This is a genomic window from Vibrio sp. 704, from assembly GCF_033339295.1.
In genome coordinates this window covers 42,567-54,424 of sequence record NZ_JAWOUH010000013.1, presented here as the reverse complement: position 1 = coordinate 54,424, position 11,858 = coordinate 42,567, and the positions used below count along the sequence as shown (strand labels likewise).

Sequence of the window (11,858 nt, the reverse complement as noted above, 5' to 3'; positions counted from 1 at the left end):
CCTAGCAAACAATTGACAAAAGTGCAGCGAAACCTGCACTTTTTGTCTATATAATTAAGGATATAAACCTTTAGGCATAGCAATCAAACGTTATGCGAACAATAATTAGGAGACGGCATGCCTCGTTTTATTCAGATTCTACAAATTATTCTTGCTGTAGTGATAGGTGGCTTTGTTGGCTATGACTTGATTCTTCACGGTATCAGCATCTTTGATGAAAAGTACGTGACCATCACATGTGTGTTGTGGTTGATTTTGGAAATCGCTCTATTTGTTATCTATAAGTTAATCGAAGACGACTAGGCTTAAAGAAAGCGGGTTCCTGTTTAACATAGTAATCAGCGCATATAGAGTTACTAATGCTGTAGATTAAGTAAGCCTCTGAACCACTCAGGGGCTTTTCTTTTTTAACACAGCATTAAGCCGGATGTTTTGTTCATCTTTTATTAAGGTATATAAAGTTAAACTCATAGAATTCGGGATAGAACAGTATTCATAGATCGAAATTCGAAGTCGCTGACAACGTTGTTTTAAAGTGGAGTAAGATAAAGAAGCGTAATGAAGAGAATAAAGAAAGAAGTTAATGACTTTATCAACAGAGGTATGGACTCTAATGTTCGAATTGCTGTCACCGGACTTTCTCGTGCCGGTAAGACGGCATTCATCACGTCATTAGTGAATCAGCTTCTTCATACTGCAACCCATGACAATTTGCCTCTTTTGACTGCGGCTAGAGATAAGCGCCTTATTGGGGCGAAGCGTGAGCCTCAATCGAATATGATGGTGCCACGCTTTGCTTACGATGAGGCGATGAGCCAAATTCATGCCACTCCACCTCAGTGGCCAGTACCGACACGTGATGTGAGTGAGATTCGCTTAGCGCTCAAGTACAAACCAAATAAAACTACGAAAAAGCTGTTGAGTAAAACCGCAATTTTAAATGTTGATATTATCGACTATCCAGGAGAGTGGTTGCTCGACCTGCCTTTATTGGACATGGACTTTGCAACGTGGTCGCAAACTCAGTTTGATGCACTTAAAGGCCAGCGTGGCGATTTAGCCAAAGCTTGGCTTTCTGAACTGGAGAAAGTGGATCTCTTTGCAGAAGTGAATGAGAAACTACTTGAGAAAGTTGCACACACATACACCGAGTACCTTCATGCCTGTAAAGACGCTGGCCTTCATTGGGTTCAGCCTGGCCGCTTTGTATTACCTGGTGAGCTAGCAGGCGCGCCGGTGCTACAGTTTTTTCCGTGTCGTGTTGATTCGGAAAGCAAAGCGTCCAAGGGCAGTAACTTAGCGATGTTAGAAGCCCGTTTTCAGGAATACCAACAGAAAGTCGTGAAAGCGTTTTATAAGCATCATTTTGCGACCTTCGATCGCCAGATTGTACTGGTGGATTGTTTGCAGCCTCTCAATGCCGGTGATGAAGCGTTTTACGACATGCGCCAAGCGCTAGAACAGATCATGCATAGCTTCCGCTATGGTCGTAGTAGCTTTTTGCGTCGTTTGTTCTCACCAAAAATCGACAAAGTGTTGTTTGCTGCTACAAAAGCGGATCATATCACGCCCGATCAGCACCCAAATTTGGTGTCTCTGCTCCAACAAATGGTGCATCCAGCATGGCAAACGGCAGCCTACGAGAATATTGAGATGAGCTGCATGAGTATCGCTTCCATCCAAGCAACCACGACGGGGTTTATTTCCTCTGGAGATAAGACCATCCCGGCGTTACAAGGAACAACATTGGGTGGTGAGCCGATGACTATGTTTCCCGGAGAGGTGCCGAAAAAGCTACCAAATGCAGCGTATTGGCAAAACAACGGGTTTGATTTTACGTCGTTTCGTCCGATGCCCTTACCGAATGATGAGCCAGTGAAGCACATACGCTTAGACAAAGCATTGGATTACCTGATTGGAGATAAATTGAAATGAGTGAGTTGAAGCAAAAACAAGTTTTCTCTGAAAAGGTAATGGAAAAAGAGCAGCAATCGAATCAACCGGAATTGACGGCGCAGCAAACATTCGGCGAAAAAGAAACATTTGTACCTGTTGAAGTTAAAGAAGCGCACCAGGAGACCGAACAGGAATTGCAACTCGAGCATGTCATTCGTCCAAAATCGGGCAGAAAATGGCTCGCGACTGGCGCATTTGCAACTTTTGCTGGTCTGGTTGGCTGGCAAGCGGTGGACTCGGTTATAACCGCAATTCAGGCTTCTGATTGGCTAGCCTTAAGCTGGACGGGGTTTATTGCTGCGATCGCTTCGCTTGGTTTAGGAGCTATGGGTAAAGAGCTTTGGAAACTGCGAAAACTACGAAATCATTTTAGTGTTCAAGAAGAAGCAGAAGCACTTGTTAATAGTGAGAGCGTTGGGAAAGGGAAAGCCTTTTGCGAAACCGTAGCAGAACAAAGTGGTGTGATGGCAGAGAATCCGGGCTTTGATCGTTGGCAGAACAGTATTAACCCTGCTCATAGTGACGCTGAAATTCTTGATATGTATGACTCGATGGTTGTGAGCCAACAAGACAAGTTGGCAACGAAAATCGTATCACAGCACGCAACCGAGTGTGCGGCCCTAGTCGCCGTGAGCCCTCTGGCTGCCGCTGATATGTTGCTGGTGGCTTGGCGAAATTTCAAAATGATCGACAACCTCTCCAAGGTATATGGGGTAGAGCTAGGTTATGCATCTCGCATCAAGTTACTAAGAGCGGTATTTGTCAATATGGCGGCGGCTGGTGCCAGTGAGCTCGCTATTGATGCCAGTATGGATTTGATGTCGATGGATCTTGCTGGCAAAGTTTCTGCTCGTGCGGGGCAGGGACTAGGTGTTGGTATTCTAACGGCACGTTTGGGCTTGAAAGCGATGACCTTATTGCGTCCACTACCCTGGTATCCTGACCGTCAGGTTAAGTTGGGCACCATACGCAAGGCAGTGGCGGCGAAAGTTGCATCAATTACGATGAAACCGTAACGAATATCAACTTTGATGGATAGGATTGCTTGACGCCATTCCAAGCATGATAGAAACTACTGTCAACTTTTCCTGACAGTTGTGAATTGGGATATTTTAAGTGCGTCTTGAAGTCTTATGTGAAGACAGACTCGGCTTGACCCGAGAACTGCTCGATATTTTAGCGTCTAAAAGCATCGACTTGCGTGGTATCGAAATCGATATTAGCGGTATTATCTATTTGAATTGCCCAGATATTGATTTTGATACGTTTAGTGAGCTGATGGCTGAAATCCGCCGTATTCCGGGGGTGAAAGACGTACGTAAAATCCAGTTTATGCCGATGGAGCGCCACAATACGGAGCTGCTCTCGTTAGTTGATAACTTGCCCGATCCTGTTTTTGCCATTGATCTTAAAGGTGCCGTAGACATGGCAAACATGTCTGCACTTTCATTGCTTGGCCTTCACAAGCAAGAAGTGATTGGTACTCAAATCGGTGCTTTGTTACCAAGTGTTCGTTTCTCTCGTTGGTCTGAAGGTGTTAATGGTCGAACGCGGGAAAACCTTGTGATTGATGGCTTGGACTATGTTCTAGAGTTGATGCCCGTTTATATCCGAGACGAAGCGCAAAACTCGACTCTAGCGAGTACTCTAATGACGATTCGCTCTAGTCAGCAAGTTGCCAGAATTGAAGAAGCACTACCGCTGCATAATCCTCTGGGTTTTGAGCACTTTGTTGGTATATCGAACCGTCATAAAGCACTAATGAACCAAGCTAAAAAGCTGTCTGTGCTTGACCAACCATTGTTGATTGAGGGCGAAACGGGGACTGGTAAAGAAATGCTTGCTAAAGCTTGCCACAGCCGTTCTAGCCGCGCGAGCAAGCCATTCCTAGTTTTGAGTTGTGCTTCGATGCCTGACGATGTAGCAGAAACCGAACTTTTTGGTCATGCGCCGGGTTCATTCAATCATGAACAAGGCCACAAAGGCATCTTTGAGCAAGCAAATGGCGGCACGGTATTTCTTGATGAAATCGGTGAAATGAGTTCGCACCTTCAAATCAAGCTGTTACGTTTTCTACAGGATGGTAATTTCCGTCGTGTCGGTGCAGAAGATGAGATGCATGTCGATGTTCGTATCATCGCTTCAACAAAACATAACCTTGCCGAGCTTTCTGAAGCAGGAATGTTCCGTGAAGATTTGTATTATCGTCTCAACGTACTTACGCTCAGCATTCCTCCGTTACGTAAGCGCTCAAACGACGTTGCACCATTGCTTGAGTTGTTTGTGGCGAAACATGCTCAACAGCTTGGGATTGATAAGCCAGAGTTTGATGATGGTCTAGTTGATGCCCTTGCAAATTATCAGTGGCCAGGAAACATGCGCCAGCTGGATAATATGGTTCTTCGAGCGCTCACGGAAATGGATGGTGATATACTAAACGCGGATCACTTCAATTTACCTCAGCCTCAGTCAGTCGGCGCTGGTAGTGCAACGCTTAACATCGACGGTTCTTTGGATGAGATCATGCGTGATTATGAATCTCAAGTTCTGGAACGTTTGTATCAGTCATTCCCATCAAGCCGCAAGCTTGCTAAGCGCTTAAATGTATCGCATACCTCAATCGCTAATAAACTGCGTGATTACGGTATCCGTAAGAATTAATCGAATTGAACGAAAAGACGGAATTAATCATTTGTAATGGAAGATAACAGCTCATCTATCGCCGTTCATATGTTGGACGGTGACTTGCTTCTTCGTACCGCTGAAATCGGTGACGCAGATATGATTGCCGAATATTTTCAAGCGAACCGAGAATACCTGAAACCGTTTGAACCGAAACGTGAAGAGGCTTTTTTCTCAGTGAACGGTTGGTTGCAAAAGCTTATCAAGCTCAATGAGCTGCATCGAATGGGATTGGGGTATTATTGCCTTTTAGTCAGAGCCTCTTCGGGTGAAATGCTAGGTACGATATCCTTTAGTAGTTTGAGTCGTTTTCCTTTTTATTCTTGTAACGTCGGATATTCTCTCGCTGAAAAAGCGCAAGGGCATGGTTATATGCGTCGTGGATTAACCATGGCTTGCGACTACATGTTTAACGTTCAGAAACTGCATCGTATTCAAGCTGGCTACATGCCTCACAATAAACGCAGTGAATCTGTGCTAGAGCATGTCGGTTTCAACCGAGAAGGGTATGCAAAAGATTACCTTTTGATTAATGGTGAGTGGCAAGACCACGTTCTAACGTCGCTTATTAATCCGAATTGGCAGCCAGAAGGGCGATAGTATGGAACGATTGGAAAAGCAGTTAGCACTTGTAATCGAGTTCGATAAACTCAAAAGCATTTTGCGCCGAACTCGAGTTAAAAGTGCTGAAGGGCGCCTCGAAAATAGTGGTGAGCATAGTTGGCATGTCGCACTGATGGCAATATTGATGGAAGAGCATGCGAATGCACCTGTTGATATTTGCCGAGTGATGAAAATGTTATTGACACATGACGTAGTAGAGATCGACGCGGGCGATACCTTTGTTTATGATACTGCTGCGTCTCAAGAGCAAGCAGAAAAAGAAATCAGAGCCGCAGAGCGCTTGTTTGGTATGTTACCCAGCGATCAGGAGCAAGAGCTATTGGCGCTTTGGCATGAATTTGAAGCCGCGCAGACCGATGATGCTAAGTATGCAAAAGCACTCGATCGGTTAATTCCAATGCTCTTGAACTACCATAATAATGGTCAGAGTTGGAAGGAACATGGTGTCTCACGCGAACAAGCACTTACCATTAATAAACGAATTGAATTTGGCTCTGTTACCTTATGGGACAAAGCGAAAGAGTTGATTGAAGAAGCCACAGAGAAAGGTTGGCTGAAATCGTAATAAAGGAGACTGAATGTCTTATTTGCCTTTGGACGAATACCAAAGAAAATGGATTTTTACGCATCAGTCGATGCCTGTGCCAGAAGAAGATTTGGCTTTTATTAAGCCGATGAGCCAAGCCCGTTCAGCACAATTTTGGAAAGAAAATATCAGTGCTCAAAGCCCTGATATGGATAGACTTAGTTCCCAAGACTGGCCAATGAATGAGGCGAATTGGTCTGAAACTGTGGATTGGATGGTTGCGTGGGAGTCGGATGATCCTGACATGCCAGCGGAAGCTGAGGCACATATCGATTGGCAAGACGATGTAACCGTTTACTTTTGCTACGAGAAGTACAATGTCATCGAAACGAAATGGTCTATTTTTAAAAAGCACTGGAAGAACTTTCTCTTTTATGACGATGGTCCGATACTAATAGGACGTCGCCGTTCGCAAGCACTTTGGTTTGATTCAAAAGGTAATGTGAAACTCGGTGTTCGTCAATAACGAGTTGTAAAGCAAAGCCACCTTTCGAGGTGGCTTTGTTTTTCTAAAGGCTGGATAATGGACTCAACACACCGCCAGCCCCGCGCTCGATAACGTGAGTATAGATTTGCGTGGTATATACACCCACGCTATAAGTGATTGTTTTTATTGGTAGCTATCACGCCCCAACAGAAATGGGGCGCTGGTGGGACAATTCAGAATTATTTATGGTTATATGGATTAAAGTTTGCGTGTGAATCTTTGAGCATTAATTGTAGTAACTCATACTTGATACACTTCCACTGGCGAGTCACGACTGGGTCTTACTGTAAATCGCTGGTATTGCAACTCACAATTGGACAAAGGCGAGTTTGACAGCCGCAAGCAAGTCTCTCTCAAAAAAAGTCGTTTGGCGGTATTGGCTTATTGGTTAATGTTCCCAACTGTAAAACGCCGGAATCAAGATGAACCCTTTGTGATAAAATGCGTGTGAATAGATGATATAAAAATTAATTTAAAATAAAGGTATATTTTTTTTAATTAATCTGTATAGTGGTCTTTGCTCTGACACAGAGTTGTTTCAAGATAAAATATAAAGAAAGTTTTCCAGCGTCATCCCTAGCAAGTTTATCTCTGTAATCTCCTTAATGCTCTATCCTAAAATAATACCTATGTTCAGTGCACCTTAATTTTAATTTTATAAGGGGCATAATATGTCTAATCAAGTAATTGGTACAGTAAAGTGGTTTAACGAAACTAAAGGTTTTGGTTTTATTTCTCAAGCAAATGGCGATGATTTATTTGTTCATTTCAGGAGCATTTTAGGTGATGGCTTTAAGAAGCTTATTGAAGGCGAACAGGTTTCCTTTACTGTAGGTAAGGGTCCTAAAGGCCTTCAAGCAGAAAATGTAACGACTATTTAGCCTTACAATTGAATTTACACTGCCTCGTCATACGCCTGGCGAGGTAGTTGCTCTGACAAAGATTTGTTTCAAGATAAAATATAAAGATAGTTTTCCAGCGTAATCCCTAGCAAGTTTCTCTCTGTAATCTCCTTAATTACCTATCCTAAAAATACTTATGTTCAGTGCACCTTAATTATAATTTTTATAAAGGGGCATAATATGTCTAATCAAATATTTAATAATGAGAATAGAAATAATAAAAACAAATCTATTCAAAATAAAGAAACATCAATACATAAAAAAACAAAGATGAATAGTCTTCTCCAAAGGATTGCTAATGGTGAGACTGGTGTTGTTTTGGAGGAATTACTTTGAAAAAGCATGGTAGAAAGAAGATCTGGTTTAAGTTAAAAAAGTGCGAATCATACACTAAAAAAATTTTATCATATTGAATGTAAGGTTTGTAAAAGGTTGCTCATAGAAAGACTATGCTCTTCAACAGATGAGCTTTGGGAATAGCAACCACGAAATATCTGGGGCACACATCATATTATGACAAGTGGAACGTTAAGTTGCTTAAACTGTAGGGAGCGATGAAACATACTCGTAGTGCTCAGGCTTGTGAGATGAGGTAATAACCATTCTGTGATGGGTTTTTGCCGTCCATACTCCTTGATAATCAGTTGCTTGCCTAGTCAGCTTTTAGGGAGAAACCAAATCAGTTCGAACGTTTAAGCGTGAAACAATGTTATATTGAAAGCGTCACACCACTACGTCTCCTCAAAAGGAATAGGACCATGCCGACCTAAGTCACTTACTTCAACGCGAAACACACCGTGATGGATAGCGAAGCTATCTTCATGAAAAGTCTAACGAACGCCAAGCGCTCAGCTGAACATCATGCGCCAGAGGGTGCAATACTAATTGAGATTAGAGATTTAATGGATCAGATGCTAAGTCGAATGACGCTTGATGCTTGATGATAGCTGGGTAGATAGCTGTGAAGGCTGACGTTGGTTAGCAATCATGATTCGTTTTTCGTAGTAGCCTTTGACACAGTTTGGCTTGTTTGTCTGACAAGACTTGCTCACGATTAAGTTGATCTCGTAAACCTGTCAGCATGTCTCGGTCCAAGTTGCTCAGCTTTTCGGAATGTAAGAGGAGTGTCGTATTGATAAGCTCAGAGAGGTTTCGTGAACTCATAGTCCCCACTCTTTATCCCACTTTTTTTGTTCTTCAATCTCTTCTATGCGTTTGCGAACACCCATTTTTTTCAACTCTTCTGGTATCCGTTTAATCCCTTTCTGATTAATACTAAATTGCTTCTGCTTTTGTGTCAGTTTAGGTAACTTGCTCATATATCATCCTATTGATGCTAAGAAAGATGATTTTACTCAGATTAGAATAAAGCCATCTCAATTCATTATCTCTTATTAATGTATCGTTCCGCGTTTGCAAAAAGCTTATCGCATGCTTTTTTCTGTGCTAAATATTCTGATGAACCTTCAGTCATAGACTCGAGAATTTCTTTCGCTTCTTGATATTCTTTTACCATCGCAGAGAATCGTTCTTCGAAGTTGTTTTTCTGTGTTTTCTTGCTTGATTTTCTTACTGGTTTTCTCATATTGCTTCTTATCTTATCGATCCCAACATTTATTTTAATTCGTATTTCGAACGTTCAGAATCTTTATTAAACATAAAGTAAAAAAGTCTCCTCGACAGAAGAGACTTTTTGGAAATATCTTACACTAACGTAACATTATCCGCTTGAGGGCCTTTGTTACCTTGTTCAACAACAAAAGAAACCTTTTGACCTTCAGATAATGTTTTGAAGCCTTCACTAACAATTGATTTAAAGTGAACAAATAGGTCAGAACCACCGTTATCAGGGGTGATAAATCCAAAACCTTTGGATTCATTAAACCATTTTACTAAGCCTGTTGATTTATTTGACATAATATATCTCGATACATTGATTAAGTTAAAAAGAAAGCTACTAAATAAGGAATGAAGAAAAAGGTATCGCAGGATAAATATGACGAATTTAATCGAATAAAAACTGAGAAGATCTTGAACTAAATATTTTACTAATAGCTCACCGTTTGAGCTTCTGACACTATACACTATATGAACATAATAGATATCTATTTCTTGATTGATTTTTATTTTCCATAAAATCAATGACATAAAAAGTGAAAGGCTGAATTGAAATCAACAGCATCATTAAAAATAATTATTGCAAAACAGATATTCGATACAAGCATGATCCCTATTTCTAACTTTGAATGGGGCACTTCTGAGTTACGAAATGCCAACTGTGAAGGTTCTAGACAAAAGTGTGTTAGAGACGCTACCCCTACAGCCTTATCCGAGATTAAGAAAAGTAATTTGAAACCTTAAAGGCTAGCATTTTTCTGTTTAAGTGAGCTGATAAGATGCTCAATATTGTAAATGTCGTTTTCCGAAATTAGTTCATTATGCTCCAGAAAAATTTCGCCGACTGGGAGTTTGAAAGCTGATATAAACACCTCATCAAATGAGAGGTTAGTGCTAGGTCTTGCCTCCAGAAAACTGTCAAATTGACGAGAATCCCATTCTTGCTTCTGCCTTAATGTATCTCTATTTGAGAAGTACATTACGAATCCACCGCAAGTATAAAATTTAGTTGCACTCTCAATATGTTGTAGCGCAATAACACCTAACCATTCTACTTGTGATAGAAGATGACCTTGCTCTAGAATTTCATCCGATCTTCTTACATCAACAAACTTATCTTTGATTACCCAGCTAACCGCTTCATTTTGCTTCTCTTCTTGCATAAAACTGTCATAGTGCAATGTATACATCGATGTCTGCTTGTACTTTTCAATTGCATCAAAGCCAATATATTTTGCAATGAACTCGTCAGAGTATGGGTAAGTGATTGTGTCACCAGTTCTAGCGTAGATCTCTTCATCATTGAGTAACACTGGCATTGGATCGATCGCTAACCTCATTACAGCTACAGTCCCAATACAACTCTCTACATATCCAACAAATTCATCGACAAATACTTCATCACCATATTTGTCTTTGATCCGATTTAATGGGTGATTTCTACTAGCGTAGAGTTTGTCAAAGCCCTGTTTGTGGACGTACTTATTGAGACGCTTTTTAACTTTCTCTGTCTCATCAAAAAACTCTGAAAGTTTACTTTTTATATCCTTAAATTCGCTCTCATTTGATTCCAAGTGTTTAATCATACCTGCATACATTGGAAAATGTTGCTCAGACTTCCATTTCTCGAGTTCTCTTTTCCTAACTTCTTCTTCAGAGTCATAGAGGTACATCATCGTCATTGCGACTTCTAATGACTGACGTAGAGAGTAAAAGGCACAGTCAAAATAACCCTGTTCGAACAAAGCAAGACTATTGACAATTAGGTGGCTTGCTTCAAATATGAAGGTGTTTGCAATACTAGCATCGATTCTTCCAGTGAAGCTGTCTTCGATGTTAGACACATCGAGAAGTAGTTTTTCTTTGCTAGGAACTTGTAGAGGCTTGAGATGCCTCGTTTCTTTATATTTTCCAAAGTCCATACTTTACTCGACTGTTTTTCCCCTTGGTCGCTAATAGTCTATCAAGTAGACACTATACTGGGCGTATACACATTACGCCCACTCTATTGCACCCCATAGTTCAGGACGAGGTTGGACGGTGGTCCTGTTATATCTAGCCATACATTCTTCGATGTATCGAAATATAGTTACGGCTGCGTTAATCATCGCCTGTGCCTCTGGTTCAAGAAGCAGTTCGTTATTATGCGCAAGACTTGCGTGGTTACGAATAGTACCCAGAGCATTGATGGTAGCAGCCATACTGTTAAGAACATTCGCAACTTCTGATGGCCTATTTCCCTGAGGCTGAAGAGCGGGGTGATTGCTCTTCAGTTCTTTGAAAGCCTTTTGTGCTGTAACACCTGAACCCAATGGAATACTCGCTTCTTGGCAAAGGCTAACAATATAAGCATGAAGCGCAGTATGGACACGATCAATTGCACTTGCTGGCGGCAGTGTTTTTGCGTCTTGCAGTGCCCTAATGACTGTTTGAGACATTGATTGCGAAGGCTCTGGCACCTGAACATTTCCTGCCATTACCAGCTCACCATTGTTGATATGACAAGGCATTCCATGCCTAGATAGAATTTGGTTTATGTGTGCGTCTGTAGGGACGGTGATTTCCAAACGAGATAGCTGCTCAAATGCATTGTAGATTGCACTAATAAAGCCTGGGCCATTCTTTCTTGCCTCTGCCATGTACCATTCCAGATCGCCTTTTGCCCAGTCAATATTAGAACTTCTGCTGAACTCTATTCCTGCTGGTTTCGCCATGTGCTTTTTATAGATTTCAATGAGGCTTTTTTCCTCACACCTTTCGTTGAAATTGACTCGTCCTATCAGTATCTGCAATTCTTTAAAAACATTGTCAGGGATAGGAAAAGGATATTCAGTTGCAAACTGTAGTTCAGCGGGTAGTTCGAGAGGCATCTTCATCCCATTTTTATGTAAGTCGCTTATGAGAGGAATATTATCACTGATTTCAGATATGGAAGAAGCTTTAACAGATAGTTACGCTTTTTGAGTTATACATTTCGGATAAGCTTTGGTCTTACCCATTCTTT

General features: G+C 41.4%; 14 protein-coding genes. 9 read left to right on the top strand and 5 right to left on the bottom strand.

All coding sequences use genetic code 11. The features are described 5' to 3' along the window. Positions 1-117: 117 nt before the first annotated feature. From R7R24_RS16845 to R7R24_RS16800, 9 genes are all read left to right on the top strand, one after another. The gene (locus R7R24_RS16845) at positions 118-303 is read left to right on the top strand and encodes a hypothetical protein (protein WP_005376906.1); all 186 of its coding nucleotides are present in this window, start codon (positions 118-120) and stop codon (positions 301-303) included. A gap of 255 nt (positions 304-558) precedes the next feature. Next, the gene (locus tag R7R24_RS16840; RefSeq protein ID WP_033905625.1) at positions 559-1,935 is read left to right on the top strand and encodes a YcjX family protein; all 1,377 of its coding nucleotides are present in this window, start codon (positions 559-561) and stop codon (positions 1,933-1,935) included. Continuing rightward, positions 1,932-2,972 carry a YcjF family protein gene (locus R7R24_RS16835; protein WP_005388274.1) on the top strand — a complete coding sequence of 347 codons (1,041 nt, stop codon included), beginning with the start codon at positions 1,932-1,934 and terminating at the stop codon, positions 2,970-2,972. Before R7R24_RS16840 ends, R7R24_RS16835 begins: the two co-directional genes overlap by 4 nt. 100 nt (positions 2,973-3,072) lie before the next feature. Beyond that, positions 3,073-4,617, top strand: coding sequence for a transcriptional regulator TyrR (gene tyrR / locus R7R24_RS16830; protein WP_017820442.1), 1,545 nt, complete (start codon positions 3,073-3,075; stop codon positions 4,615-4,617). A 36-nt stretch (positions 4,618-4,653) separates the two neighbouring features. Then, the gene (rimJ, locus tag R7R24_RS16825; protein WP_054577703.1) at positions 4,654-5,238 is read left to right on the top strand and encodes a ribosomal protein S5-alanine N-acetyltransferase; all 585 of its coding nucleotides are present in this window, start codon (positions 4,654-4,656) and stop codon (positions 5,236-5,238) included. A gap of 1 nt (position 5,239) precedes the next feature. Then, positions 5,240-5,827, top strand: a complete 588-nt coding sequence (locus R7R24_RS16820) for an HD domain-containing protein (RefSeq protein WP_054577704.1) — start codon at positions 5,240-5,242, stop codon at positions 5,825-5,827. A 13-nt stretch (positions 5,828-5,840) separates the two neighbouring features. Further along, positions 5,841-6,314 carry a DUF2947 domain-containing protein gene (locus R7R24_RS16815; RefSeq protein ID WP_054577705.1) on the top strand — a complete coding sequence of 158 codons (474 nt, stop codon included), beginning with the start codon at positions 5,841-5,843 and terminating at the stop codon, positions 6,312-6,314. 692 nt (positions 6,315-7,006) lie between these two features. Continuing rightward, positions 7,007-7,216: a cold-shock protein gene (locus tag R7R24_RS16805; protein ID WP_024703843.1), complete on the top strand. Its 210-nt coding sequence runs from the start codon at positions 7,007-7,009 to the stop codon at positions 7,214-7,216. Between the two features lie 201 nt (positions 7,217-7,417). Further along, on the top strand, positions 7,418-7,573 hold the full coding sequence (locus R7R24_RS16800; protein ID WP_180766682.1) for a hypothetical protein: 156 nt from the start codon (positions 7,418-7,420) through the stop codon (positions 7,571-7,573). 824 nt (positions 7,574-8,397) lie between these two features. Here R7R24_RS16800 and R7R24_RS16795 read toward each other — a convergent pair. The 5 genes from R7R24_RS16795 to R7R24_RS16775 all read right to left on the bottom strand — a co-directional run bounded on the left by R7R24_RS16795 (position 8,398) and on the right by R7R24_RS16775 (position 11,724). Continuing rightward, positions 8,398-8,556 (bottom strand): hypothetical protein, encoded by a 159-nt coding sequence (locus R7R24_RS16795; protein ID WP_213883707.1) that lies wholly within the window; start codon positions 8,554-8,556, stop codon positions 8,398-8,400. Positions 8,557-8,621: 65 nt separating this feature from the next. Beyond that, positions 8,622-8,822, bottom strand: a complete 201-nt coding sequence (locus R7R24_RS16790) for a hypothetical protein (protein ID WP_213883709.1) — start codon at positions 8,820-8,822, stop codon at positions 8,622-8,624. 119 nt (positions 8,823-8,941) lie between these two features. Further along, on the bottom strand, positions 8,942-9,154 hold the full coding sequence (locus R7R24_RS16785; RefSeq protein ID WP_024703846.1) for a cold-shock protein: 213 nt from the start codon (positions 9,152-9,154) through the stop codon (positions 8,942-8,944). Between the two features lie 440 nt (positions 9,155-9,594). Then, entirely contained in the window at positions 9,595-10,776 is a 1,182-nt protein-coding gene (locus R7R24_RS16780; protein WP_213883711.1) for a hypothetical protein, read from the bottom strand. Between the two features lie 72 nt (positions 10,777-10,848). After that, on the bottom strand, positions 10,849-11,724 hold the full coding sequence (locus R7R24_RS16775) for an abortive infection family protein (protein ID WP_213883713.1): 876 nt from the start codon (positions 11,722-11,724) through the stop codon (positions 10,849-10,851). Between the last annotated feature and the right edge of the window lie 134 nt (positions 11,725-11,858).

What these genes read in the sequence shown, in the direction of transcription:
- R7R24_RS16845 (WP_005376906.1), top strand. Translation starts at nt 118, where the DNA reads ATGCCTCGTTTTATTCAGATTCTACAAATTATTCTTGCTGTAGTGATA.
- R7R24_RS16840 (WP_033905625.1), top strand. Translation starts at nt 559, where the DNA reads ATGAAGAGAATAAAGAAAGAAGTTAATGACTTTATCAACAGAGGTATG.
- R7R24_RS16835 (WP_005388274.1), top strand. Translation starts at nt 1,932, where the DNA reads ATGAGTGAGTTGAAGCAAAAACAAGTTTTCTCTGAAAAGGTAATGGAA.
- rimJ (WP_054577703.1), top strand. Translation starts at nt 4,654, where the DNA reads ATGGAAGATAACAGCTCATCTATCGCCGTTCATATGTTGGACGGTGAC.
- R7R24_RS16820 (WP_054577704.1), top strand. Translation starts at nt 5,240, where the DNA reads ATGGAACGATTGGAAAAGCAGTTAGCACTTGTAATCGAGTTCGATAAA.
- R7R24_RS16815 (WP_054577705.1), top strand. Translation starts at nt 5,841, where the DNA reads ATGTCTTATTTGCCTTTGGACGAATACCAAAGAAAATGGATTTTTACG.
- R7R24_RS16805 (WP_024703843.1), top strand. Translation starts at nt 7,007, where the DNA reads ATGTCTAATCAAGTAATTGGTACAGTAAAGTGGTTTAACGAAACTAAA.
- R7R24_RS16800 (WP_180766682.1), top strand. Translation starts at nt 7,418, where the DNA reads ATGTCTAATCAAATATTTAATAATGAGAATAGAAATAATAAAAACAAA.
- R7R24_RS16795 (WP_213883707.1), bottom strand. Translation starts at nt 8,556, where the DNA reads ATGAGCAAGTTACCTAAACTGACACAAAAGCAGAAGCAATTTAGTATT.
- R7R24_RS16790 (WP_213883709.1), bottom strand. Translation starts at nt 8,822, where the DNA reads ATGAGAAAACCAGTAAGAAAATCAAGCAAGAAAACACAGAAAAACAAC.
- R7R24_RS16785 (WP_024703846.1), bottom strand. Translation starts at nt 9,154, where the DNA reads ATGTCAAATAAATCAACAGGCTTAGTAAAATGGTTTAATGAATCCAAA.
- R7R24_RS16780 (WP_213883711.1), bottom strand. Translation starts at nt 10,776, where the DNA reads ATGGACTTTGGAAAATATAAAGAAACGAGGCATCTCAAGCCTCTACAA.
- R7R24_RS16775 (WP_213883713.1), bottom strand. Translation starts at nt 11,724, where the DNA reads ATGCCTCTCGAACTACCCGCTGAACTACAGTTTGCAACTGAATATCCT.